24 protein-coding genes are annotated in these 24,978 nt (G+C 62.6%); 16 read left to right on the top strand and 8 right to left on the bottom strand.

The genetic code is table 11. From position 1 onward, the window contains the following. Nucleotides 1-5 precede the first annotated feature (5 nt). From sucC to lpdA, 8 genes are all read left to right on the top strand, one after another. A complete protein-coding gene (sucC, locus tag V6590_RS08670) occupies nt 6-1,199 on the top strand; it encodes an ADP-forming succinate--CoA ligase subunit beta (protein WP_335421977.1) in 1,194 nt (397 codons plus the stop codon). After that, nucleotides 1,199-1,819, top strand: a complete 621-nt coding sequence (locus V6590_RS08675; RefSeq protein WP_335421978.1) for an STM3941 family protein — start codon at nt 1,199-1,201, stop codon at nt 1,817-1,819. The genes sucC and V6590_RS08675 overlap by 1 nt, the downstream gene beginning before the upstream one ends. Before the next feature lies 1 nt (nt 1,820). Then, complete coding sequence (gene sucD / locus V6590_RS08680) at nt 1,821-2,705, top strand: succinate--CoA ligase subunit alpha (protein WP_335421980.1); 885 nt, start codon at nt 1,821-1,823, stop codon at nt 2,703-2,705. Between the two features lie 58 nt (nt 2,706-2,763). Continuing rightward, nucleotides 2,764-3,117, top strand: coding sequence for a hypothetical protein (locus V6590_RS08685; protein WP_335421982.1), 354 nt, complete (start codon nt 2,764-2,766; stop codon nt 3,115-3,117). A gap of 36 nt (nt 3,118-3,153) precedes the next feature. Further along, nucleotides 3,154-6,123, top strand: coding sequence for a 2-oxoglutarate dehydrogenase E1 component (locus tag V6590_RS08690; RefSeq protein WP_335421984.1), 2,970 nt, complete (start codon nt 3,154-3,156; stop codon nt 6,121-6,123). Between the two features lie 4 nt (nt 6,124-6,127). Next, nucleotides 6,128-7,333, top strand: a complete 1,206-nt coding sequence (gene odhB / locus V6590_RS08695) for a 2-oxoglutarate dehydrogenase complex dihydrolipoyllysine-residue succinyltransferase (protein WP_335421986.1) — start codon at nt 6,128-6,130, stop codon at nt 7,331-7,333. 555 nt (nt 7,334-7,888) lie between these two features. Next, nucleotides 7,889-8,284: an MAPEG family protein gene (locus V6590_RS08700; RefSeq protein ID WP_335421988.1), complete on the top strand. Its 396-nt coding sequence runs from the start codon at nt 7,889-7,891 to the stop codon at nt 8,282-8,284. A gap of 77 nt (nt 8,285-8,361) precedes the next feature. Beyond that, nucleotides 8,362-9,750, top strand: a complete 1,389-nt coding sequence (gene lpdA / locus V6590_RS08705) for a dihydrolipoyl dehydrogenase (protein ID WP_335421990.1) — start codon at nt 8,362-8,364, stop codon at nt 9,748-9,750. A 106-nt stretch (nt 9,751-9,856) separates the two neighbouring features. Here the strand turns inward: lpdA and V6590_RS08710 are convergent, their stop codons facing one another. Further along, the gene (locus V6590_RS08710) at nt 9,857-11,821 is read right to left on the bottom strand and encodes a methylmalonyl-CoA mutase family protein (protein WP_335421992.1); all 1,965 of its coding nucleotides are present in this window, start codon (nt 11,819-11,821) and stop codon (nt 9,857-9,859) included. A 134-nt stretch (nt 11,822-11,955) separates the two neighbouring features. On the opposite strand from V6590_RS08710, the gene V6590_RS08715 reads away from it, so the two are divergent. From V6590_RS08715 to V6590_RS08735, 5 genes are all read left to right on the top strand, one after another. Further along, the gene (locus tag V6590_RS08715; protein ID WP_335421993.1) at nt 11,956-13,305 is read left to right on the top strand and encodes a 1-acyl-sn-glycerol-3-phosphate acyltransferase; all 1,350 of its coding nucleotides are present in this window, start codon (nt 11,956-11,958) and stop codon (nt 13,303-13,305) included. A 67-nt stretch (nt 13,306-13,372) separates the two neighbouring features. After that, the gene (locus V6590_RS08720; RefSeq protein ID WP_335421996.1) at nt 13,373-13,576 is read left to right on the top strand and encodes a YgaP family membrane protein; all 204 of its coding nucleotides are present in this window, start codon (nt 13,373-13,375) and stop codon (nt 13,574-13,576) included. A 101-nt stretch (nt 13,577-13,677) separates the two neighbouring features. Further along, nucleotides 13,678-14,091, top strand: a complete 414-nt coding sequence (locus V6590_RS08725) for a universal stress protein (RefSeq protein ID WP_335421998.1) — start codon at nt 13,678-13,680, stop codon at nt 14,089-14,091. Nucleotides 14,092-14,146: 55 nt separating this feature from the next. Further along, nucleotides 14,147-14,770, top strand: coding sequence for a ParA family partition ATPase (parA, locus tag V6590_RS08730; protein ID WP_335422000.1), 624 nt, complete (start codon nt 14,147-14,149; stop codon nt 14,768-14,770). A gap of 72 nt (nt 14,771-14,842) precedes the next feature. Beyond that, on the top strand, nt 14,843-15,559 hold the full coding sequence (locus V6590_RS08735) for a hypothetical protein (protein WP_335422002.1): 717 nt from the start codon (nt 14,843-14,845) through the stop codon (nt 15,557-15,559). 93 nt (nt 15,560-15,652) lie between these two features. On the opposite strand, the gene ettA is transcribed toward V6590_RS08735, so the two are convergent. After that, complete coding sequence (ettA, locus tag V6590_RS08740; RefSeq protein WP_335422004.1) at nt 15,653-17,308, bottom strand: energy-dependent translational throttle protein EttA; 1,656 nt, start codon at nt 17,306-17,308, stop codon at nt 15,653-15,655. Nucleotides 17,309-17,380: 72 nt separating this feature from the next. Then, complete coding sequence (locus V6590_RS08745) at nt 17,381-18,703, bottom strand: KAP family P-loop NTPase fold protein (RefSeq protein WP_335422006.1); 1,323 nt, start codon at nt 18,701-18,703, stop codon at nt 17,381-17,383. 44 nt (nt 18,704-18,747) lie between these two features. Here V6590_RS08745 and V6590_RS08750 point away from each other — a divergent pair, with 44 nt between their 5' ends. Next, nucleotides 18,748-19,365, top strand: coding sequence for a nicotinate-nucleotide adenylyltransferase (locus tag V6590_RS08750; protein WP_335422007.1), 618 nt, complete (start codon nt 18,748-18,750; stop codon nt 19,363-19,365). 65 nt (nt 19,366-19,430) lie between these two features. Then, a complete protein-coding gene (locus V6590_RS08755) occupies nt 19,431-20,900 on the top strand; it encodes a D-alanyl-D-alanine carboxypeptidase/D-alanyl-D-alanine-endopeptidase (protein ID WP_335422009.1) in 1,470 nt (489 codons plus the stop codon). A 4-nt stretch (nt 20,901-20,904) separates the two neighbouring features. Here V6590_RS08755 and V6590_RS08760 read toward each other — a convergent pair whose 3' ends face one another. Then, a complete protein-coding gene (locus V6590_RS08760) occupies nt 20,905-21,348 on the bottom strand; it encodes a tellurite resistance TerB family protein (protein ID WP_335422011.1) in 444 nt (147 codons plus the stop codon). Between the two features lie 95 nt (nt 21,349-21,443). Between V6590_RS08760 and V6590_RS08765 the strand changes: the two genes are divergently transcribed. Beyond that, nucleotides 21,444-23,048, top strand: coding sequence for a lysine--tRNA ligase (locus V6590_RS08765; RefSeq protein ID WP_335422013.1), 1,605 nt, complete (start codon nt 21,444-21,446; stop codon nt 23,046-23,048). A 34-nt stretch (nt 23,049-23,082) separates the two neighbouring features. Here V6590_RS08765 and V6590_RS08770 read toward each other — a convergent pair whose 3' ends face one another. From V6590_RS08770 to V6590_RS08785, 4 genes are all read right to left on the bottom strand, one after another. Further along, nucleotides 23,083-23,790, bottom strand: coding sequence for a DUF2459 domain-containing protein (locus V6590_RS08770; protein ID WP_335422014.1), 708 nt, complete (start codon nt 23,788-23,790; stop codon nt 23,083-23,085). Then, nucleotides 23,759-23,944, bottom strand: coding sequence for a zinc-finger domain-containing protein (locus V6590_RS08775; RefSeq protein ID WP_335422016.1), 186 nt, complete (start codon nt 23,942-23,944; stop codon nt 23,759-23,761). Before V6590_RS08775 ends, V6590_RS08770 begins: the two co-directional genes overlap by 32 nt. A gap of 116 nt (nt 23,945-24,060) precedes the next feature. Beyond that, nucleotides 24,061-24,306 (bottom strand): DUF2798 domain-containing protein, encoded by a 246-nt coding sequence (locus V6590_RS08780; protein WP_335422019.1) that lies wholly within the window; start codon nt 24,304-24,306, stop codon nt 24,061-24,063. Between the two features lie 37 nt (nt 24,307-24,343). Beyond that, complete coding sequence (locus V6590_RS08785; protein ID WP_335422021.1) at nt 24,344-24,892, bottom strand: DUF1285 domain-containing protein; 549 nt, start codon at nt 24,890-24,892, stop codon at nt 24,344-24,346. Between the last annotated feature and the right edge of the window lie 86 nt (nt 24,893-24,978).

Consider the following 24,978-nt stretch of genomic DNA (forward strand, 5'->3'; position numbering starts at 1 on the left):
GATCCATGAACATCCATGAATACCAGGCCAAGGCACTTCTGCGCAGCTACGGCGCGCCGGTGTCCGATGGCCGCGTGGTCCTGAAGGCCGAAGACGCCAAGACCGCCGCAGGCGAACTTGACGGGCCGCTCTGGGTCGTCAAGGCACAGATCCACGCAGGTGGCCGCGGCAAGGGTTCGTTCAAAGAGCCGGAAGCCGGTGAAAAGGGCGGTGTCCGTCTGGCCAAATCGGTCGAAGAGGCCGCGACGCTGGCCAAGCAGATGCTGGGCCGCACTCTGGTCACCCACCAGACCGGGCCGGTTGGCAAGCAGGTGAACCGCATCTATATCGAAGCCGGTTCCGACATTGCCCGCGAACTCTATCTCGCGCTGCTGGTGGATCGTCAGACCTCGCGCATTTCCTTTGTCGTCTCGACCGAAGGCGGCATGGATATCGAGGAAGTGGCGGCCCACACCCCGGAAAAGATCATCAGCTTCTCGGTTGATCCGGCAGCGGGCCTGCAGGATTACCACGGCCGCCGCGTGGCTTTCGCGCTCGGCCTGGAAGGCACGCAGGTCAAGCAATGCGTGGCGCTGATCAAGACGCTCTACAAGGCCTTCGTCGAGAAGGACATGGAGATGCTGGAGATCAACCCGCTGATCGTGACGCCCGACAACCAGATCAAGGTTCTGGATGCCAAGGTGTCGTTTGACGGCAACGCGATCTATCGCCATGCCGATATCGCCGCCCTGCGCGACGAAACCGAAGAAGACCCGAAGGAACTGGCCGCGTCGAAGTTCGATCTGAACTACATCGCGCTGGATGGTGAAATCGGCTGCATGGTGAACGGCGCGGGCCTTGCCATGGCGACAATGGACATCATCAAGCTTTATGGCGCCGAACCGGCGAACTTCCTCGACGTGGGCGGTGGCGCCACCAAGGAGAAAGTGACCGAGGCGTTCAAGATCATCACCTCGGACCCGAACGTCAAAGGCATCCTCGTGAACATCTTCGGCGGCATCATGCGCTGCGACGTGATCGCGGAAGGCGTGCTGGCGGCGGTGAAAGAGGTTGGCCTGAAAGTGCCGCTGGTCGTTCGTCTGGAGGGCACCAATGTGGAGCTTGGCAAGGAGATCATCCGCAATTCCGGCCTGAACGTGATCGCGGGCGACAACCTCGCCGATGCGGCCCAGAAGATTGTGAAGGCGGTGAAGGGCTGATGCTTTTTGCAGAGGCGTGCTTTGCGCGTCTCTGCCACTCGGATGGTAAAAGCACGATGGAAACGGCGAAGATCGATACAACACAGGTTATCAGCATCGAGAGATCGAGGCTGAAGGTGGTATTCCTCTTTGCTGGCGCATTGGCGCTTATCCTAGTGTCTTGGTGGCTGGTTATAGGTCCAGGAGAAAGTTTCCGTTCTGGCGCGCTGTTTTGGGGTGTGATCGGGATGATCTTCTTCGGCCTTTGCCTGATGGTTTTGATCTGGCAACTTTTCACAGTCCCCAAGTTTGTGCTTACGCTTTCGCCTCAAGGTCTTCGCGATTTGCGCCTGTCGCGCACCGAGATCCCTTGGGAGGCAGTGGTCAACGTTAGGTTCGACAAGAAGTCCAAGATGTTAATCCTTGATCTTGCAGCGGGAACCCATCTGCAGCTGACGCCGTTCTCGAGCGCTATGCTAAGGCTGAATAGGGCGTTTGGTCACGTTTTCTGGGTAAGCGCCGTGGACCTGAAGTTGAGCTTTGCCGCGCTAAATGATTTGGTTCACGCTTACTGGCGTGCCTATGGACCTGAAAAAATCAACGACGGGCAGAGCCCGACAGTAGAAATCAGAGGAGCCTGATATGGCCGTTCTCGTCAACGAAAATACCAAGGTGATCTGCCAGGGCTTCACCGGCTCGCAGGGCACTTTCCACTCGGAACAGGCGATTGCCTATGGCACCAAGATGGTCGGCGGCGTGACCCCCGGCAAGGGTGGCACGGAGCATCTGGGCCTGCCGGTGTTCAATTCGGTGCATGAAGCGCGCCACGTAACCGGCGCCAATGCGACCGCGATTTATGTGCCGCCGCCCTTCGCCGCCGACTCGATCCTCGAGGCGATCGACGCCGAGATGGAACTGATCGTCTGCATCACCGAAGGCATCCCGGTGCTGGACATGATGAAGGTGAAGCGCGCGCTGGAAGGCAGCAAATCGCGCCTGATCGGGCCGAACTGCCCCGGCGTCATCACCCCCGGCGCCTGCAAGATCGGCATCATGCCGGGCCATATCCACCAGCGCGGTAGCGTCGGCGTGGTGTCGCGCTCGGGCACACTGACCTATGAGGCGGTGAAGCAGACCTCCGATCTGGGCCTTGGCCAATCGTCGGCCGTGGGTATCGGCGGCGACCCGATCAAGGGCACCGAGCATATCGACGTGCTGGAGATGTTCCTTGCCGATCCGGAAACCCAGTCGATCATCATGATCGGGGAAATCGGCGGCAGCGCCGAAGAGGAAGCCGCGCAATTCCTGGCCGACGAGAAGAAGCGCGGCCGCTGGAAGCCGACCGCCGGTTTCATCGCGGGCCGCACCGCGCCGAAGGGCCGTCGCATGGGCCATGCCGGCGCCATCGTGGCCGGTGGCAAGGGCGATGCGGAATCGAAGATCGAAGCGATGAAATCCGCAGGCATCATCGTGGCTGACAGCCCGGCCCACCTGGGCGAGGCTGTGATGAAAGCGCTTGGCAAGTAACCTTCCGTTACCCCCGGGGGAATAGCTTCCCGGGGGTGACTGCATGACGGGGACAAAGATGAAGCTGCACGCTCTGGCCCTTCTGGCCGCCATTTCCCTTCCGGCCTGTGTCCAGACTGGTGCGGAAAAGGCTGCGCGTCCCGATCCGGCAATGGTCGCCGCCGAAGCCGCAACCGGTGTCTCTGCCGAAAACATCGTCGCCTATTCCGGCAATGGCGCAGGGCTGGGCGTGGTGATCGCTGGCCTGCCCGATATCCTGTTCTACAAATCCGCAACCACCGACAAGGCGCAGTTGAAAGCTGCGCCCGCGCGCATATGTGGCGGGCGTGGGGTGGCTGCGGCGCAGGATATGGACCTTGAACATCCTGAACAGTTGCCGGGCGTGCGCAAGCTCGTCGTGACCTGCAAGTAATGCCCCCGACCCATACGTCTCCATGAGGCAAATCATATGACCGACCAGACCCCCAACGCCACGATGCATGCCCAATCCTTCATGGATGGCGGCAATGCCGAATATATCGACCAGCTTCAGGCGCGCTACGCCGCCGATCCCAATTCCGTGGATGCGGGCTGGGCAGCCTTCTTCAAGGCCCTGGGCGACAGCGAGCTGGACGCCAAGCGCGCCGCCGCAGGCCCCAGCTGGGCCCGGGCCGACTGGCCGCCGCAGGCCAGCGACGATCTGACTGCCGCGCTGACTGGCGAATGGCCGATGGCCCCGGTGAAAGAGGCCAAGGCCGCAGGGGCGAAGATCGCCGCCAAGGCCACCGAGGCCGGGGTGAGCCTGTCGGATGCGCAATTGCAGCGCGCTGTACTGGATTCGATCCGCGCGCTGATGATCATCCGTGCCTACCGGATTCGGGGTCACCTGATTGCCGACATTGATCCGCTGGGGATGCGCGAAACCACGCCGCACCCGGAACTGGACCCGAAATCCTACGGCTTTACCGAAGCCGACATGGATCGTCCGATCTTCATCGACAAGGTGCTGGGTCTGGAAACCGCTTCGATGCGGCAGATCATGGATATCGTGCGCCGCACCTATTGCGGCACCTTTGCCCTGCAATACATGCACATCTCCGATCCGGAACAAGCCAGCTGGCTGAAGGAACGGATCGAGGGCTATGGCAAGGAAATCGCTTTCACCCGCGAAGGCCGCAAGGCCATTCTGAACAAGCTGGTCGAGGCCGAGGGGTTCGAGAAGTTCCTGCATGTGAAATACATGGGAACCAAGCGTTTCGGTCTGGATGGCGGCGAAGCCCTGATCCCGGCAATGGAACAGATCATCAAGCGCGGCGGCAATCTGGGTGTGAAGGAAATCGTCATCGGCATGCCGCACCGGGGCCGTCTGTCGGTGTTGGCCAATGTGATGGGCAAGCCCTATCGCGCCATCTTCAACGAATTCCAGGGCGGCAGCTTCAAGCCCGAGGACGTGGATGGTTCGGGCGACGTGAAATATCACCTCGGCGCCTCGTCGGACCGCACGTTTGACGGCAACACCGTCCACCTGTCGCTGACTGCGAACCCCTCGCACCTCGAGGCGGTGAATCCGGTCGTGCTGGGCAAGGTCCGCGCCAAGCAGGACCAGCTGGGCGATACCGACACGCGCACCGCGGTGATGCCGATCCTGCTGCATGGCGATGCGGCCTTTGCCGGTCAGGGTGTCGTGGCCGAATGTCTGCAATTGTCGGGCATCAAGGGTCACCGCACCGGTGGCTGCATCCATATCATCGTGAACAACCAGATCGGCTTTACCACCGCGCCGCATTTCTCGCGCACGTCGCCCTATCCGACGGATATTGCGCTGATGGTGGAAGCGCCGATCTTCCATGTGAATGGCGATGACCCCGAGGCCGTGGTGCATGCCGCCCGCGTGGCCACCGAATTCCGCCAGAAATTCCACAAGGACGTGGTTCTGGACATCTTCTGCTATCGCCGCTTCGGTCACAACGAAGGCGACGAGCCGATGTTCACCAATCCGGTCATGTACAACCGGATCAAGAAGCACAAGACCACCCTGCAGCTTTACACCGAGCGGCTGGTGAAGGATGGCCTGATCCCCGAAGGTGAAATCGAGGATATGAAGGCTGCCTTCCAGGCGCGTCTGAACGAGGAATTCGAGGCAGGCCGCGAATTCAAGCCCAACAAGGCCGACTGGCTGGATGGTCGCTGGAAGAACCTGTCGAAGGAAGGCCGCGAATACACGCCGGGCAATACCGCCATCAAGCCGGAAACCCTGGCCGAAGTGGGCGCGGCACTGACCCGCGTGCCCGAGAACTTCGATCTTCACAAGACGGTCGTGCGCCAGCTCGACGCCAAGAAGAAAATGTTCGAAACCGGCGAGGGCTTTGACTGGGCCACCGCCGAGGCTCTGGCCTTCGGCTCGCTGCAGGTTGAAGGGTTCCCGGTGCGTCTGGCAGGCCAGGATTGCACCCGTGGCACCTTCAGCCAGCGCCATTCGGGCCTGATCGACCAGACCACCGAAGAACGCTACTATCCGCTGAACCATATCCGCCCAGGCCAGGCCAAGTATGAAGTCATCGACTCCATGCTGTCGGAATACGCAGTTCTGGGCTTTGAATATGGCTATTCGCTGTCGGAACCCAATGCGCTGACCCTGTGGGAAGCCCAGTTCGGCGATTTCGCCAATGGCGCGCAGATCATGTTCGACCAGTTCATCAACTCGGGCGAAAGCAAATGGCTGCGCATGTCGGGTCTTGTCGTGCTGCTCCCGCACGGGTTTGAAGGGCAGGGGCCGGAACACAGCTCGGCCCGGCCGGAACGCTTCCTGCAGAATTCGGCGCAAGACAACTGGATCGTGGCGAATTGCTCGACGCCTGCGAATTACTTCCACATCCTGCGCCGCCAGCTGCACCGAGATTTCCGCAAACCGCTGATCCTGATGACGCCGAAATCGCTGCTGCGCCATCCGCTCTGCGTGTCGAAGGCCCACGAATTCACCACGGGTTCGACCTTCCACCGCGTGCTGTGGGATGATGCACAACAGGGCCTGTCGAAGACCGCGCTGAAGCCTGATGCCGAAATCCGCCGCGTCGTGCTGTGTTCGGGCAAGGTCTATTACGACCTGCTGGCCGAACGGGATGCGCGCAGGCTGGACGATGTCTATCTGCTGCGCACCGAACAGCTCTATCCGTTCCCGGCGAAATCGCTGACGGCGGAACTGGGCCGCTTCCCGAATGCCGAAGTGATCTGGTGCCAGGAAGAACCGAAGAACCAGGGCTACTGGACGCATATGGAGCCCAATATCGAATGGGTGCTTGGGCAGACCGGGGGCGTGGCTAAACGTCCGCGCTATGTCGGCCGCAGCGCCTCGGCCTCGCCCGCCACGGGCCTTGCCTCACGCCACAAGTTTGAACAAGAAGCGCTGGTGAACGAAGCGCTGACCGTTGAAGGGAAATGAACCAATGACCGTTGAAGTCCGCGTCCCCGCCCTTGGCGAAAGCGTTACCGAGGCGACCATCGCCACCTGGTTCAAGAAGCCGGGTGATGCCGTCGCAATGGATGAAATCCTGTGCGAACTGGAAACCGACAAGGTAAGCCTTGATGTTCCCTCGCCCGCCGCGGGCGTTCTGGGGGAAATACTGGCCAAGGAAGGCGAAACCGTTGCCGCCGCCGCGCTGCTGGCGACCATTGCCGAAGGCGCCACCGCGGCTGCGGCCCCGGCTGCAGCACCCGCCGCCGCCGCGCCCGCCCCGGCTGCCGCAGCCCCTGCTGCGGCCCGCGATGTGGAAGATGCCCCCGCCGCCAAGAAAGCCATGGCCGAAGCCGGGCTGTCGCGCGATCAGGTGCAGGGTTCGGGCCGCGATGGCCGCGTGATGAAGGAAGATGTGGCCAAGGCCGCCGCTGCCGCCATCACCGCTGCCCCCGCCCCGGTGGCCGTGCCACGCGCGCCTGTGCCCGCAGATGACGCGTCGCGCGAAGAGCGTGTGAAGATGACCAAGCTGCGCCAGACCATCGCGCGCCGCCTGAAGGACAGCCAGAACACCGCCGCCATGCTGACCACCTATAACGAGGTGGACATGTCGGGCATCATGGACCTGCGCAACACCTTCAAGGACCAGTTCGAAAAGAAGCATGGCGTCAAGATGGGCTTCATGTCCTTCTTCGTGAAAGCCTGCTGCCACGCGCTGAAGGAAGTGCCCGAGGTCAATGCCGAAATCGACGGCACCGACATCGTTTACAAGAACTACGTCCATATGGGCGTGGCCGTCGGTACGCCGTCGGGCCTTGTGGTGCCGGTGGTGCGTGACGCCGATCAGATGAGTTTTGCCGCGATCGAGAAGAAGATCGCCGAACTGGGTGTTCGTGCCCGTGACGGCAAACTGTCGATGGCCGAAATGGCCGGTGGCAGCTTCACCATCTCGAATGGTGGCGTCTATGGCTCGCTGATGTCCTCGCCGATCCTGAACCCGCCGCAATCGGGTATCCTGGGCATGCACAAGATCCAGGACCGCCCGGTGGTGGTGAATGGCCAGATCGTGATCCGCCCGATGATGTATCTGGCGCTCAGCTACGATCACCGTATCGTCGATGGCAAGGGCGCCGTGACCTTCCTCGTGCGCGTCAAGGAAGCACTGGAAGACCCGCGCCGGTTGCTGATGGATCTGTGAGCCTTAAGGGCTCGCCCAACGCACTGAATAATGCGCAAGGCGGCCACGATAGTCTGCCTTGCTCAATAGGTCTGAAAGTGTCTCGTGAAGCACTAATTCTGCGAGAGGTTTCTGAAGTTGAAGACTGATCGGGAGGCTGTCTGTGTCTAGTTCACCTTCTGACAAAGAAGTAAGCGATTTGGTCCGCGCAGACATTCTCCAACTACTCTCGCAACGAGGCGATAGAGTTGGGACCTTATCGTCAAAGCACTTGTCTTTCCCGGAGTACGCAGACTTTTTTTGGGGTTCAGCACAGTATCTAGAGCGTGAGGGTTTGATCTCGCTTGGGAAAAGGCAGCGCTACGTAGAACGCGGGGGCTGCTACTCAAGCGCTCAAATTACGGCGAAAGGAGAAGCGCTGCTCGATAGATCGCCAAAGGGGACTGCGGCTTCACTAAAGAATCTGCTGGTTGGAGCTTTCAAGGATGCTTCAAAGGAAAAAGTTACCGAAGTTATCAAAGACGCTCCAATGCTACTATGGACAACGTACTCCGCGTGGCAAGCTGGAACCTCCACATGACCCCCGAACTCACCGCCCTCGCCCTTGCCGTCTTGCTGCAGGCCGTTCAATACGGCCTCTATACCGTTCCGGCCAACCTCGAACTCGGCACCCGCTACACGGGGGGCAGCCGTGATTTTCCGCCCGAACGGCCGATGTCCAAGCGCACCGCCCGGCTGGGCCGCGCCATGGCCAATCATTTCGAAGCGCTGATCCTGTTTGGCATCGCCGTCACCGTGGTCACCCTTGGTCATCAGTCCAGCGTGGTGACGCAAATCGCCGCCTGGGTCTATCTGGCCGCCCGCATCGCCTATATCCCCGCTTATGCCTTCGGCTGGAACCCCTGGCGGTCCGCCATCTGGGGTGTGGGCTTTTTCGCAACCCTCACCATGATCGTGGCCAGCCTGATCTGACCCTTTCATCTGTTCACAAATATCCCGGGGGTCCGGGGGCAGCGCCCCCCGGCCGCGGGCACCACCAGGAGATCAAAATGGCAGAATTCGATGTGATCGTGATCGGCGGCGGCCCGGGCGGCTATGTCTGTGCGATCCGCTGTGCCCAGCTGGGGCTGAAAACCGCCTGTGTCGAAGGGCGCGAGACTTTGGGCGGCACCTGCCTGAACGTCGGCTGCATCCCGTCAAAGGCGCTGCTGAACGCCACGCATCACCTGCATGAGGTGCATGAGAACTTCGAAAAGATGGGCCTGATGGGCGGCGCGCCGACGGTGGATTGGGCCAAGATGCAGGGCTACAAGCAGGATGTGGTGAACGGCAACACCAAGGGCATCGAGTTCCTGTTCAAGAAGAACAAGGTCACCTGGTTGAAGGGTTGGGGCTCCATCCCCGCGGCCGGTCAGGTGAAGGTGGGTGACGAGGTTCACAGCGCCAAGGCCATCGTCATCGCCACCGGATCGGAACCGGCCAGCCTGCCGGGCGTGACCGTTGACGAAGAGGTCGTGGTCACCTCGACCGGCGCGCTCAGCTTGGGCAAGATCCCGAAATCCATGGTGGTGATCGGCGCGGGTGTGATCGGGCTGGAAATGGGCTCGGTCTATGCGCGTCTGGGCACCGAGGTGACGGTGGTCGAATATCTCGATGTCATCACCCCCGGCATGGATGCCGAAGTGGCCAAGGCCTTCCAGAAGCTGCTTGCCAAGCAGGGGCTGAAATTCGTGCTGGGCGCAGCGGTGCAGGGCACCGAGCGCACCGCCAATGGCGCGAAAGTCAGCTACAAGCTGCGCAAGGATGACAGCGCGCATGAGATCGAGGCCGAAGCCGTGCTGCTGGCCACTGGTCGCCGCCCCTATACAGCGGGCCTTGGTCTTGCCGAGGCGGGTGTGGAGATGGAGCCGCGCGGTCAGGTCAAGATCGATGGCCATTTCCAGACCAATGTGAAGGGCATCTATGCCATCGGCGATGCCGTGGTCGGTCCGATGCTGGCGCACAAGGCCGAGGATGAGGGCATGGCGGTGGCCGAGGTCATCGCGGGCAAGCATGGCCATGTGAATTACGACGTGATCCCCGGCGTGATCTACACCACGCCCGAAGTGGCATCGGTAGGCAAGACCGAGGAACAGCTGAAGGCCGAAGGCCGCGCTTACAAGGTGGGCAAGTTCCCCTTCATGGGCAATGCCCGCGCCAAGGCGGTGTTCCAGGGCGAGGGTTTCGTCAAGCTGATCGCCGACAAGGCCACCGACCGCATTCTGGGATGCCACATCATCGGGCCTGCGGCAGGCGATCTGATCCATGAGGTGTGCGTGGCCATGGAATTCGGCGCCAGCGCGCAGGATCTGGCGCTGACCTGCCATGCCCACCCGACCTATTCGGAAGCGGTACGCGAAGCAGCCCTGGCCTGTGGCGACGGCGCGATCCACGCCTGATCACGGTCTGACCATGCGGAAACGCCCCGGTCCTGCGACCGGGGCGTTGCTGTTTTTGCCTCGGCTTTTGCCCGTTCGGGCCAAAGCCTCAGGATTGGCGCAGCCGTCACTGGGCCGCAATCGGGGCCGGATCGACCAGCGCCACAATGTCCATCATGATGCGGTTCAGTTCGAAATCCTTCGGCGTATAGACGGCGGCAACGCCCATGGCCCGCAATTGGGCCGCGTCGTCCTCGGGGATGATTCCGCCGACCACCACCGGCACATGATCCAGACCGGCAGCACGCATCCGATCCATCGTTTCTGCAATCAGTGGCAAGTGGCTTCCCGACAGGATCGACAGGCCGACCACATGCGCCTCTTGATCCGCCGCCGAAGCGACGATTTCGGCCGGGGTCAGGCGGATGCCTTCATAATGGATGTCCATGCCGCAATCGCGGGCGCGGGCGGCAATCTGTTCGGCACCATTGGAATGGCCGTCCAGACCCGGCTTGCCGACCAGGAACTTGAGCTGCCGGCCCAGCCTGGAGGATACGGCCTGCACCGCCTCGCGGATCGGGTCCAGCCCTTCGGTGCGGTTCGAGGGCGCTTTCGACACGCCGGTCGGCCCGCGATACTGGCCAAAGGCCGCGCGCACCGTGGCCCCCCATTCGCCGGTGGTGGCCCCGGCCTTGGCGGCGGCGATCGAGGCGGGCATGACGTTTTCACCATTGGCGCAAGCTGCGCGCAGGGCAGAGAGCGCGGCCTGCACCCGGCCTTCATCCCGTGCCGCGCGCCAGGCGGTCAGCCGGGCAATCTGATCCGCCTCGGCCTCAGGGTCGGCCTGCATGATCGCGCCATCGCCGGCCGTCAGCGGCGAAGGGGCGGCCTCGGTCCAGCGGTTCACGCCGACGACGATGGTTTCCTTCGCCTCGATCTTGCTGATCCGCTCGGCATTGGCCTCTACCAAGCGGCCTTTCATATAGTCGATGGCCGCCACGGCACCGCCCATGGCGTCGATCTGCGCCAGTTCCTCGCGCGCACCCTGTTTTAGTGCATCGACCTTGCGATCAATGGCCGGGTTGCCATCGAACAGGTCATCATATTCCAGCAGGTCGGTTTCATAGGCCAGGATTTGCTGCATGCGCAGCGACCACTGCTGATCCCATGGCCGGGGCAGGCCAAGCGCCTCGTTCCAGGCGGGCAATTGCACCGCGCGGGCACGGGCCTTTTTGGACAGCGTGACCGCCAGCATCTCGATCAGGATGCGATAGACGTTGTTTTCGGGTTGCTGTTCGGTCAGCCCCAGGCTGTTGACCTGCACGCCGTAGCGGAACCGGCGATACTTGGCCTCGGTCACGCCATAGCGTTCCAGCAGGATTTCATCCCACAGATCGACAAAGGCGCGCATCTTGCACATCTCGGTGACAAAGCGGATGCCCGCATTCACGAAAAACGAAATGCGCCCCACCATATTGGGGAAATCGGCGGCAGAAACCTTGCCCTTCAGATCATCCAGAACGGCACAGGCCGTTGCCAGTGCAAAGGCCAGTTCCTGCTCGGGCGTCGCACCGGCCTCTTGCAGGTGATAGGAACACACGTTCATCGGGTTCCATTTCGGCAGGTGTTTCTGCGTATAGGCGGCCACGTCGGTGATCATGCGCAGCGAGGGTTTCGGCGGGCAGATATAGGTCCCGCGTGAGAGGTATTCCTTGATCAGGTCATTCTGCACCGTGCCCTGCAGTTTCGACACATCCGCGCCCTGTTCTTCGGCCACTGCAATGTACAGCGCCAGAAGCCAGGGGGCCGTGGCATTGATGGTCATGGATGTGTTCATCTGTTCCAGCGGGATCGCGTCGAACAGCGCCCGCATGTCGCCCAGATGGCTGACCGGCACGCCCACCTTGCCCACTTCACCGCGCGCCAGTTCGTGATCGCTGTCATAGCCGGTCTGGGTTGGCAAATCGAAGGCCACCGAAAGCCCGGTCTGCCCCTTGGCCAGATTGGTGCGGTACAGCGCATTAGATGCCTTGGCCGTGGAATGGCCCGCATAGGTGCGGAACAGCCAGGGGGTTTCCTTCGCTTGGGTCATGGCGGCCTCGTGAATCGGATCGGCAATTTTATTGCTTGCATGCAGATATGGGGGAAAGATTATGCCAATGTCAATTCGCTGCGTTGCGGCATGGCGGGATTTACGCAGGCGCGGCGATAGCCTAGCCTTCGGGAATGACGCAGACCATAGAACTTCCGCTCTGGCTGGTGGTGCTGACCCTGATCCTCGCCGCCATTGCAGCGCTGGAGCGGGTGCTGATGCCTTCTGCGCGCTGGTTCCTGCGTCGATGGGCCGAACGTCTGGTGGCCCGGCTGAACACGCGGCTGGCCCGCCCGATCCAGCCGTTTCGCCTGATGGCGCGGCAGGATCGTGTGGTGCAGCTGACCTATGATCCGCAGGTCATCAAGGCGGTGATGGAAGAGGCGCAAACCAGCGGCACCCCCGAACCCGTGGTCTTCGATGCGGCGCGCAAGGCGGCGCGCGAAATTGTTCCGGGCTTTTCGGCGGTGGTCTATTTCTCCATCGCGACGCGACTGGCCCGCTGGCTCAGCCAGGCGCTCTACACGGTTCGGGTGGGGCGGGTGGATACGGCCCTGGCCGGGATCGACCGGCAGGCCACGGTTGTCTTTGTGATGAACCACCGCAGCAATATGGATTACGTTCTGGTCACCTGGCTGGTGGCGGATCGTTCGGCCCTGTCTTACGCGGTGGGTGAATGGGCGCGGGTCTGGCCGCTCTCGGCGATGATCCGGGCCATGGGGGCGTTTTTCGTGCGGCGCAATTCGCGCGACACGCTCTATCGCAAGGTGCTGGCCCGCTATGTGCAGACCATCACGGCGGAAGGGGTGACCCAGGCGGTGTTCCCAGAAGGCGGGCTCAGCCTGAACGGGCAGATGGGCGCGGCACGGATGGGATTGCTGAGCTATATCCTGCAGGGCTTCGGGCCGGGGCATCGCGATGTGGTCTTTGTGCCGGTCGGCATCAGCTATGATCGCGTGCTGGAGGATCGGGTGCTGGTTGCCGCGGCGCAAAAGGGCGAACGCAAGTTCCGCGCCGGGTTCTGGGGCATTGCGGTCTTCGTCTTTCGCATGATCCGCCGCAAGATCCGGGGGACATGGAAAGGCTTTGGCATGGCGGCGGTGGCGTTCGGGGCGCCTCTGTCATTGGGGGATTGGCTGGGCAGCCATCCGCCCGATCCCGAGGCCTTGGGCGCCGATCTGATGGCCAGGGTGGCAAAGGCCGTTCCGGTGCTTCCCGTGCCCTTGGTTGCGGCGGCAATCCGGCAGGGCGGCACGGGCGATCTGACTCTGCGGGTGCTGGCCCTGGCCGCACAGGTCGAAGCCGCCGGTGGCAGCGTCGAATGGCCGCAACCCGAGCTGGACGCCGCCATTCTTCACGCCACAGAACTGCTGCAGGTGCGCGGGCTTGTCACGGCTGATCTGACGCCGGCCCCGGGGCAAGAGGCCATGCTGGCCTTTCAGGCAGGCCCGGTTGAGCAAGTGATTACAAATTCATTAAGTTGAATTTGTAAATGGGATGTGCTATCGCCCCCTGCAAGCCGCTGGTTGCGGCATCAGGATGGAGAATGACATGACGCTGGATCGTGCAATGTTTCGCTTTGCAGGGGCTATGGTGCTGCTGTCGGTGGCGCTGACCATGTGGGTTTCGCCGCTGTTCATCTGGTTCACCGTATTCATCGGGCTGAACCTGCTGCAATCCTCGTTCACCGGGTTCTGCCCGGCGGCGATCGTGTTCAAGAAACTGGGCATCAAATCGGGCTGCGCATTCCAGTAATGACAATCGGTCCCGTTTGACCCAAATCATGGCGGGCATGCCTCCTGTGGTGAAAAATTCCTGCATCCAAGTGAATGTCGCGCAGATGCAAGGAGGCGCAGATGACCCGCAAGATCCTTTGTCCCACGGACGGGACCGATCATTCCAACATCGCCGTGGCCCATGCGGCCGATCTGGCGGCGAAATACGGCGCCGAGCTGACGCTGTGCGTGGTAAATGTCGCACATGGCGGGGCCAAGGGGCCGTTGATCCCCCATTGGCCCGAGGCGGATGTGGTGGCCCTGCTGGATGCGGCGCAGGCCTTGGCGGCACAGCATGGCGTGGCCGAGGCCCGCCGCGTTGCCATTGCCAGCCGCGAGGCTGCGGCAGGCATCGTGCATCATGCGGAACAGAACGGCTATGACCATATCGTTGTCGGTACGGGGGACAAGCGCGGCATTTCGCGGCTGATGCTGGGCTCGGTTGCGGCGGATGTGATGGCGCGGGCGCATTGCACGGTGACCGTGGCACGTTGACGCTGGGGACTTTGCGACATTTCCGCTATGCTGCGACGCAGCAAGGGGGATTCGCATGGGCAAGGTCATCACGGTTGCGCAGCAAAAGGGGGGCGCGGGCAAGACCACCTTGGCCGTGACGCTGGCCATAGGTCTGGTGCGTCAGGGGCTGCGTGTGGCGCTGGTGGACAGTGATCCGCAGGGCAGTCTCGGCCGCTGGTTCATGACCCGTGCCGAACGGATGGGCGAACCGGATGTCGAGTTTTCCACCGCCTCGGCCTGGGGGGTGGGGTATGAATGCAAGAAATTGCGCGGCACCCATGACGTGGTGATCGTCGATACCCCCCCCAAGGTGGACAGCGATCTGCGCCCGGCGCTGCGCGAGGCCGATCTTGTGCTGGTGCCGGTCACGGCCAGCCATCTGGATCTCTGGGCCACGGATGGGGTGCTGGATCTGGTGGCGCGCGAAAGCGGCCGGGCGCTGATCGTGCTGAACCGCATGTCCACCGGCACGCGCCTGTCGGATGAAGTGGCCGAGGCGGCGGCGGGTGTGGCCCAACTGGCCGATACCCGGCTGGCCGCACGGGTTGCCTATGCCGAAACTCTGGGTCAGGGCCTTGCGGCGGTCGAGGGGCGCGGCGCCGCCGCCTCCGAAGCCAAGCGACTGGTCAACGAAATCCGCGCCTTGCTGGCGGTATGACCGGGGCATTGGCGCTTTTCCCGTGTCTGCCTTGCGCTTAGGATTGCGCAACGGGGCGGCAAGGGATCAGGTGTGGCACGCAGCGAAACTCTTCTTCGGCAGGATGGCTTTGGCATCTTCGCGCATCGGCAGGACAGCCCGGCGCAGACGCTGATCATCACGTTTGGCGATATCTCCAGCAGCCTGACGGAACGCGGCTTCGGCACCGACTGGGCGCTGAAACTTGGGCATGACACGGTCTATGTCGCACAGGCGCGGCGCAGCCAGTATCAGCACCTGTCGCGCGAAACCTTTGCGCGTACTCTGGCCCCGTTGGCTGCAGGATATGACCGTGTGGTCTGTTACGGGTCCAGCGTCGGCGGTTATTGTGCCTTTTACTTCGGCGGCGCGATCCGGTCCGAGATTCTGGCCGCGGCACCGCGCCTGCCCCGTCACCCGATCCTGAACGCGCCCCGGTCGCGCGATCTTCCTTTTCTGCACGAGGAATTTCTTCCGCCCCCCGAAGGGGACTGTATCCCGCTGGTGATCCTTGATCCGCTGACCCTTCTGGACGCCCGTTTTCTGTTTCAATATGCCGGGCCACGCTATCCCAAGATGCATCTGTGCCCGATCCCTGGGGCGGGGCATCTGGTGTTGAAACGCATGGCCGAGGCGGGGGTCCTGTCGCGCCTGTTGCCGCCGATGGTCGAGGGGAGGATGAACAGCCTGCCGCGATGGGCCAAGCTAAGGCTGCAGGCGCATCTGGCGCAGGCCGACGGCATGGCTGATGAGGCTGAGGAAAGCGCCTGACAGGCCAGGATCACCCGACCGCCACAAAAAAGGCCCTGGCAAGTCCCACTTGCCAGAGCCTTTCGTCCGGTTACCGCGCGCGGGCGTTACGGATCAGCGTGCGAAACGCTTGTATTTCACCCGCTTGGGGTTCACCGCATCCGGGCCAAGGCGGCGGATCTTGTCCTGCTCATAGGCTTCGAAGTTGCCCTCGAACCATTCCACATGCGCATCGCCTTCAAAGGCGAGGATATGGGTGCAAAGCCGGTCAAGGAAGAAGCGGTCGTGGCTGATGATGATCGCGCAGCCCGCGAAATCTTCGATTGCCGCTTCCAGCGCCTGCAGGGTTTCCACGTCCAGATCGTTGGTCGGTTCGTCAAGCAGCAGCACGTTGCCGCCCGATTTCAGCAGTTTCGCCATATGCACGCGGTTGCGTTCACCGCCCGACAACAGGCCCACTTTCTTCTGCTGGTCGGTGCCCTTGAAGTTGAAGGCCCCGGTATAGACGCGGCTGTTCACCTGCATGTCGCCCAGATGGATGACCTCGGCCCCGCCCGAGATTTCTTCCCAGACGTTCTTGTTCGGATCAAGCGCGTCGCGCGACTGGTCCACATAGGACAGTTGCACGGTATTGCCCAGCGTGATGGTGCCTTCGTCGGGCTGTTCCTGCCCGGTGATCATGCGAAACAGCGTCGATTTGCCGGCACCGTTCGGGCCGATGACGCCGACAATGGCCCCCGGCGGGATGGTGAAGCTGAGGTCTTCGATCAGCAGGCGGTCGCCCATCGCCTTTTTCAGGCCCTCGACCTCGATCACCTTGTTGCCCAGACGTTCGCCATTGGGGATGATGATCTGCGCGGTGGTGGCGCGTTCGGTGACGGTCTGGTTCGCCATTTCGTTATAGCGCGCGATCCGGGCCTTGCCCTTGGCCTGCCGGGCCTTGGCGCCCGAGCGGATCCATTCCAGTTCCTTTTCCAGCGCCTTCTGCTTGGATTTGTCCTCGCGGGCCTCTTGCGCCATGCGCTTGGCCTTCTGGTCCAGCCAGGCGGAATAGTTGCCCTCGTAGGGGATGCCCCGGCCACGGTCGAGTTCCAGAATCCAGCCGGTGATGTCATCCAGGAAATAGCGGTCGTGGGTGACGATCAGGATGGTGCCCTTGTAATCGATCAGGTGCTTTTGCAGCCAGGCGATCGATTCCGCGTCCAGGTGGTTGGTCGGTTCGTCCAGGAGCAGCATGTCGGGCTTTTCCAGCAGCAGCTTGCACAGCGCGACGCGACGACGTTCCCCGCCCGACAGGGTGGTCACGTCGGAATCATCGGGCGGGCAGCGCAGCGCATCCATGGCGACGCCCACGGTGGCCTCCAACTCCCACAGATTGCCCGCGTCGATCTGGTCTTGTAGCGCGGCCATTTCGTCGGCGGTCTCGTCCGAATAGTTCATCGCCAATTCGTTATAGCGATCCAGGATCGCCTGCTGCGCGGCCACGCCCAGCATGACGTTTTCCTTGGCGGTCAGCGTCGGGTCCAGATAGGGCTCCTGCGCGAGGTAGCCGACCTTGGCCCCCTTGGCGGCCCAGGCCTCGCCCTTGAAGTCCTTGTCCATGCCCGCCATGATCTTCAGCAGGGTGGACTTACCCGCACCGTTGACCCCGACGACACCGATCTTCACGCCGGGCAGGAAGTTCAGGTGGATGTTCTCGAAGCAGGTCTTGCCACCCGGATAGGTCTTGGAGACGTTCTCCATGTGATAGACGTATTGATAGCTGGCCATGATGGTCCTTCGGGCATGTGTCTGGATTTGCCGCCGCTTGTACCGCAAGGGGGGGCGAAGGGCAACGCGGGTTCAGCGCGCGGGTGGCGGGGCGAAGGTGTCTAGCATTTTGCGAAGGAACGGCTCAATATTTGGTTTGCGATCCTCGAACCCTCCGAATGCGCCTTTCGTTACAAACAGCGCTTCCTCACTTGTGCTGCCGCTGAGGGCGCGCGCCCATACATGCCGCATGAAGTTTGCGCGATAGTCGCCGTTCTCAGCGGCCTGATCCATTAGGAACATTGTTCCCATTTCGTCGAGCGTCAGCCGACCTGCACGAAGTTTGGCGTATGATTGTTTAGCCAGTGTTTCCATCGCTAGTGCGGTGATAAGGATGGTTCTCCATGCGGGGTAATAAGTCCCGAAATCGTCTGGTAGAATTGCTAAGCGTGCCACAATTCTTTCAACATCTCTTAAGTTGATCTGTCTTGTTGCGAACAGCTGCAAGGTGTTGAGTGCTTCATCATGTATAGTTTTGAGATCGCCCAACCTACCACAAAGATGGGCGAAGTAACTCTCCCAAGCTTGAACGTTCTGCATCTGCGGCAACTCCACCTGCAAATGAATAAACTTCTGCAAATACAGCCCTGCATCCACCCCGACGCCATAGCGTTGGCGGACCGAGTGTTCCAGCGCCTCCAGGTTCACCCCCAAAACAAACCGAACGCCCTTCACGGCGAAGAAGTGTTTCACCACCTCCAGCAATGACAGCGCATAATCCGGGCGGCAGCGGTCCAGTTCATCAATGACAAGGATCAGAGGCTGATCGGCGGCAAGGGCGGTCAGGGCGTTGCGAAACCCCTCGACTGCGGCGATGCGGCTTTCTTCCTGTTTCCAGAGGTTGTCGATCGCCGCCTTGGCCTCATCGCTCGCTTCCTCGATGAATTTGTCCGCAAGCGTATCCAGAACCGGCAGGGCGAGTTCGCTGATCCCCGCGCTTGCCGCAAAAAGGCCGGCTCGGGCGGCAGGTCTGACAAGTTTCAGCCCCCATGCCTTGACCAGACCAAGGGCCTTTTCGCCCTTGCCCTGCTCTGTGGCGCGGGCTGTGCTGATCGCTGCCACCAGACTTATCAGCGGATCATCCAGATAATCCTGCGCGAAGGCATCGAAATAGATCACACGCGCCTTGTGGCCTTCTGTCTGGTTGTGCGTGCCCACCCAAAGCTTCAGGAAATGTGATTTCCCCGAACCCCAGGCCCCATCAAGGGCCAGCACCAGCGGCTGATCCCCGCGTTCCATGACCTCGGACAAACGGGCCCCAAATGCGGCGCGGTTCAGAAGGTCAAGCTTCTGCCCGTCACGTTCGGTGGCAAAGGTATCCTGACCGACATTGATTTCCATGTCAGAATCAAACATTTCCAGTTCCAAATCCCTGCCGTTCCGGGTTACGCCTTCAGCTTATGCGACAGGGCTTTCCCATGGCAACGCGCGGCATGACCGTTGGACTTCTGGGCGGCTCTTTCGACCCGGCCCATGATGGCCATGCCCATATCACGCGTGAGGCGCTGCGGCGGTTCGGGCTGGATCAGGTCTGGTGGCTGGTCAGCCCGGGCAATCCGCTGAAGGCCCGCCCGCCCGCGCCCATGGCGTTGCGGCTGGCGCAGGCGCGGGGGGTGATGCGGCATCCGCGCGTCAGGATCACCGATCTTGAGGCGCATCTGGGCACCCGCCACACCGCCGCCACCCTGCGCAAGCTGAAGGCGATCTATCCGGGGGTGCGCTTTGTCTGGCTGATGGGGGCAGACAATCTGGCCGGGTTCCATCGCTGGGACCGGTGGGAGACGATCATGCACATGGTGCCGGTGGGGGTGCTGGCCCGGCCCGGATCGGGGCTGAAGGCGCGGCGCAGCATGGCCGCGCAGGTCTATGACCGGGAACGCGCCAGCCTTGGTGCCGCCAACCGTCTGGGCCGCATGGCGCCGCCCGTCTGGGTGATGGCCGATGTGCCGCTGAACGGCGCCTCGTCCAGCGCCATCCGGGCGCGGGGCGATTGGCGCTATCCCGGCACATCTGCGTGAGGCCGCTTTTCCCGCAACCATTGGCAGGCTATCCCGGCTGAGAATGTGAACGGGGGCGACTCGGCATGGGCTGGACAAGACGGGGCATGATGGCGGGGCTTCTGGCGGGGGCGGCAGCACCGCTCTGGGCCGAGGCCCCGGCGACCTCGCTTTTGCCGCGCCGCCGAGGGCAGGCCACGCCAGCCGCCCGCGATACGCAAGCAGTCGATCGGCTGATTGCCGAGGCGCGGTTGCAGGGCGCGACGGTAGGCTTTGCACTGGCCGATGCGACCACGGGCGAGATGTTGGAAAGCGGCGCGGCCGATCAGCCGCTGCCGCCCGCGAGCGTGATGAAGGCGCTGACAGCGGCCTATGCGCTGAACCGACTGGGCCCGGCGCATCGCTTTACAACACAGGTTCTGGCCACTGCGCCCATGCAGGGTGGACGGGTTGATGGCGATCTGGTGCTGGTGGGGGGCGGCGATCCGACGCTGGACACCGACCGGCTGGGCGATCTGGTGGCGCGGCTGGCAGCGACGGGCCTGCGGCAGGTGTCGGGCCGGCTGCTTTACTGGGACGCAGCCCTGCCCCGGCTGGACCGGATCGATGCGGAACAGCCCGAATTCGTGGGCTATAACCCCGCGCTTGGGGGGCTGAACCTGAATTTCAACCGGGTGCATTTCGAATGGCGGCAGGCCGGTGGGGCCGATTGGGCGCTGACCATGGATGCCCGGGCCGAACGCTTTGTGCCGCCGGTGCGCATGGCGCGGATGCGTGTCGAACGCCGCACCTTGCCGCTGTTCACCTATGAAGGCGACAGTCAGGGCGACCGTTGGACCGTCGCGTCCGAGGCGCTTGGCAAGGGTGGTGCGCGCTGGCTGCCAGTGCGCCATCCGGGGCTTTATGCGGCCGAGGTGTTTCGCACGCTCGCCGCCGCGCAGGGGATCGACCTGCCGGAACCACAATCCGTGGCGGCCTTGCCCACAGGGCAGGTGCTGGCCAGCGATGCCAGCGACAGCCTGGACGTGATCCTGCGGGACATGCTGAAACATTCCACCAATATCACCGCCGAGGTGGCGGGTCTGTCAGCCTCAGGGGCGGCCGGTCTGCCGGCTTCGGCACAGGCCATGCAGAATTGGCTTCTGGCGCAGCATGGGATTTCCGCCCGGATCGCGGATCATTCGGGGTTGGGCGGGGTATCGCGCATATCGGCAGGGCAGATGGTGCGGTTGCTGCAGGGCGAACAGGGCGGGCTGCTGCCGCACCTGATGAAGGACCACCCCCTGACCGATGCCAAGGGCAATGCTGTCGAAGGTCATCCGGTGCAGGTGCGCGCCAAGACCGGAACGCTGAATTTCGTGTCCACACTTGCGGGTTATATCCTGCTGCCCGGCGGGCGGCGTCTGGTCTTTGCGATCTTTGCCGCCGATCCCGACCGCCGCGCCCGCCTTTCGCCGCAAGAGCGCGAGGCCCCCGAGGGGGGAAAATCCTGGGCCAAACGCGCCCGCCGCCTGCAGGGCCAATTGCTGACGCGTTGGGCAGGGCTTTACGCCTGACGGCTCAGGGCGTCATGTGCCGCACGCGGGCACCCCATTCGATCGCGGCGGAATGCAGCCGGTCGATGTTCAGCTCGTCGCGGATTTCCTCCAGCATGCGCAGTTCCTGATCGGTATGGCGGCCATCGGCGGTGACCACATCACAGGCCAGCGCATAGGCCGTTTCAAACAGCCGCTCCGGCAGCCCGTCGCGGATCAGGCCGAACAGCGCCTCCAGCCCGTCTTCTTCTTCGAACAGGTCAAACACGGTCTGGCTGACACGGCGGATGCGGTCTGTGTCATAGCCCGCGAAGACCGGCATATGGTTCACCATGCGCTGAATCGCCACCAGTTCGGCGGTGCGCATGTTCTCGTCACTGGCCGAGGCGGCAACCATCACCGCGATCAGCGCATCCTGCGGCGAGAGGGAAGGGGGGGTATCGGGCACGAAAAGGCGTCCTTTCTGCATTATGACCCCCAGAATATTGACGTGCGGCAGGGGCGGCAATAGGAGAGGCGGGTTCGGCAGGCATGGGGCTTGCCGCAATCCGCGAGGAAAACCCGATGTCCGCCCTTCGTGACGCCGCGATGAAATCGAAAGCCTGGCCCTTTGAAGAGGCCCGGAAGATCGCCAAGCGCTACGAGAAGAAGGCGCCGGAAAAGGGCTATGTCCTTTTCGAGACCGGCTATGGCCCGTCCGGCCTGCCCCATATCGGCACCTTTGGCGAGGTGGCGCGCACGACGATGATCCGCCGCGCGTTCGAGGTGATCTCGGATATTCCGACGCGGTTGATCTGCTTCTCGGATGACGTGGACGGCATGCGCAAGGTGCCGGAAAACGTGCCCCAGCAAGAGATGCTGCGCGAGCATATGCAAAAGCCGCTGACCTCGGTGCCCGATCCTTATGGCGAATATGACAGCTTCGGCCATCACAACAACGCCATGCTGCGCCGGTTTCTGGATACCTTCGGGTTTGAATATGAATTCATCAGCGCGACCGAGTTTTACAAATCGGGCCGCTTTGACGACACGCTGAGGCTCGCCACCGAACGCTATGACGCGATCATGGCGATCATGCTGAAATCCCTGCGCGAGGAGCGCCAGCAGACCTATAGCTGCTTCCTGCCGATCCACCCGGAAACGGGCCGGGTGCTGTATGTGCCGATGAAGAACGTCGATCCGGTGAATCACACCATCACCTTTGATGATGAGGAGGGCCGGGAATGGACGCTGCCGGTGACGGGCGGCCATGTGAAGCTGCAATGGAAGCCGGATTTCGGCGCGCGTTGGGCGGCCCTTGGCGTCGATTTCGAGATGTATGGCAAGGATCACTCCACCAATACCCCGATCTATGACGGCATCTGCGAAGTGCTGGGCGGCAAGAAGCCGGAACATTTCACCTATGAGCTGTTCCTGGATGATCAGGGCCAGAAGATCTCGAAATCCAAGGGCAATGGCCTGACCATCGATGAATGGCTGACCTATGCCTCGACCGAGAGCCTGTCCTATTTCATGTATCAGAAGCCGAAAACCGCGAAGAGGATGCATTTCGATGTGATCCCGCGGGCGGTGGATGAATATCACCAGCAGCTGCGCGCCTATCCCACGCAGGATGTGGATCAGCAGGCCAATAACCCGGTCTGGCATATTCATGGCGGCAACCCGCCCGAGTCGAAAATGGTGGTGCCGTTCTCGATGCTGCTCAATCTGGCCAGCGTGGCGGGCGCTACGGATGCCAAGGGGCTGTGGGGCTTCATCAAGCGCTATGCGCCCGAGGCGAGCCCGGAGGCCAACCCTGATCTGGATGCGGCGGCGGGCTTTGCCGTGCGCTATTTCGCCGACAAGATCGCGCCCACGCGCAGCTTCCGCCTGCCGACCGATCAGGAACGCGCGGCCATTTTGGACCTGCGTGCCCGCCTGACCGCCTGGGAAGGTGGCCTTGATGACGAGGCGCTGCAAAGCATGGTCTTTGCCGTGGGCAAGGAACACGCCTTCGAGCCGCTGCGCGACTGGTTCAAGGCGCTGTATGAAACCCTGCTCGGTGCCAGCGAAGGGCCGCGCTTTGGCGGCTTCATCGCGCTGTATGGCGTGGAGGAAACCATCGCGCTGATCGACCGCGCCTTGGCTGGTGAACTGGTCAAGAAAGACCCTGCGCAAGCCGAGGCCTGACGCCATCCCACCGGCCCGCTGCCCTGCGGGCCGGTCAATCGCCCCAGAACCACAGCGACAGGCGCAACGCCTGCGGGGTGGGGAGCCACGCCCCCAGCGGGACGCCTGCCTCGCGCAGGGTTTCCCCCATCCAGACATTGCAGGTGCGCAAGGCGGAAAAGCCGGTCCTTGCGTGATAGAAGGCATCTGCCTCTGTTAGCCCGGGCGCGCGCAGCAGGCGCGGCGGGGTGATCTCGGCCTCGATCCGGTCGAGCAGGGCGGCATAACCGCTTTCGGTCAGGGTAATGGGCTGCACCTCAGGCAGATCGGCCAGCGCGAACTGGCCCCAGGCCTCCAGCCGCAGCACCGAAGCATCGCCAACAATGCCACGCCAGACGGCGTGCAGTGGAACATCGCTGTAGCCGCCCGCACTGGTATAGAACTCGTGCGCGCCCCAACCGATCAGCAGCCAACCCGCATCGGGTGCCGTGATCCCAACGCCATCGGCGGCGGCAAAGCCGAAGCGGCTTTGCAATTCGGGCGTTATCGGCAGCAGCAGATCATAATGAATCGGGGTAGCGATCAGCCCGATCTGCACCAGGTCAGGCCCGTCATGCCGGGCAACCTGGCCCGGGATCAGCGCGCCAAGGACCCCTGCAACGATCCAAAGGATGACAAGACCCAGCGGCAGCGCGACAAACAGGGCAAGGCCGCGCCACATCGGCGGGCTGTCAGTGGTCGTCGTGGGCGTGGTCGCGATCAATCACATAGCGCTTGTCGCAATAACCACATTCGACAAAGCCGGTATCCTGCGGGATGGTCAGCCAGACGCGCGGATGGCCAAGCGCGCCCTCGCCGCCGTCACAGGCCACTTTCCAGCGGGTGACAACCTGGGTTTCCGGCGCGTCGATGCTCATGGCTCTTCCTCTGGCTTGGCAGGCTTGGCAATTCGGGGCAGGGTGCCCCGCCCTCTCTTAGCGCGCGCGGGCCCCACCCGGCAAGCCCTGCGGGCCGCGGGCGGTTGCGCATGTGGTCACTGTTGCGCCGGGTTTTCAGGGGCGGCCACCAGACGCGCGACGATCCGGCGGGTCAGCGGGGCCACCACAAGGACCACCGGAAAAGCCACGGCCCAGGCCACCAGCCAACTGCCGATCCAACCGGGCAGAAAGCCTGCCGAAAACCCAAGTGCGCGGAAGGTGGAAATGCCGCTGACCATGCAGGACATCAGCCCTGACAGGATCAGGCCAAACAGGATGGGGGCAAAACGGGCGGGAATCATAACGCGTTCCTTGCGGCAAATATGGGGGTTGGCAGGATCACAGGCTGCTGTCCTGCAGATCGGCCACTGGGATCACCGGGAAGAAATGGCCGCGCGACCACAGGCCGAACCAATCGCCCTCGGCTTCGCCCAGATCGATCAGCCGGTAAAAGCTTTTCCGGTCCACCCGCGCCTCCAGCCCGCGCCGCACCATCACATAAGGGGCGCCATCGCCCATGCGCAGGGGGTTGTCGGGGCCAAGTGGTACGTCGTCGCCCACATTGGTGGTGAAGGTCACGTCCTGATTGCGGCCGCTGCCGGACACCGTGAAATCGACGGCAATGAAGGGCGCATCTTCCACCGTGATTCCCAGCTTTTCGACCGGGGTCACCAGATAGAACCGTCCCTCTTCCAGCTTCAGGATCCCGGCAAACAGCTTGACCAGCGGGGCGCGGCCAATCGGCGCGCCTTCATGGAACCATGTGCCGTCGCGGGCGATCCGCAGATCCATTTCGCCGCAATAGGGCGGATTCCACAGGTGAACCGGCGGCGGCCCCTTTTTCGAGGCGGCCTGTGCGGCAGCAAGGATCCCGTTGGGTTCAGCCATTTGTCGCTCTTTCGCTTTTGTCATTTGTGCAGGCGCGCGGCATTGCGCATAACTGAACCAGATATAGTCAACTTGGGACGGATGTC

Origin of the sequence: Gemmobacter denitrificans (genome assembly GCF_036964905.1) — a bacterium.
Classification (GTDB): domain Bacteria; phylum Pseudomonadota; class Alphaproteobacteria; order Rhodobacterales; family Rhodobacteraceae; genus Gemmobacter; species Gemmobacter denitrificans.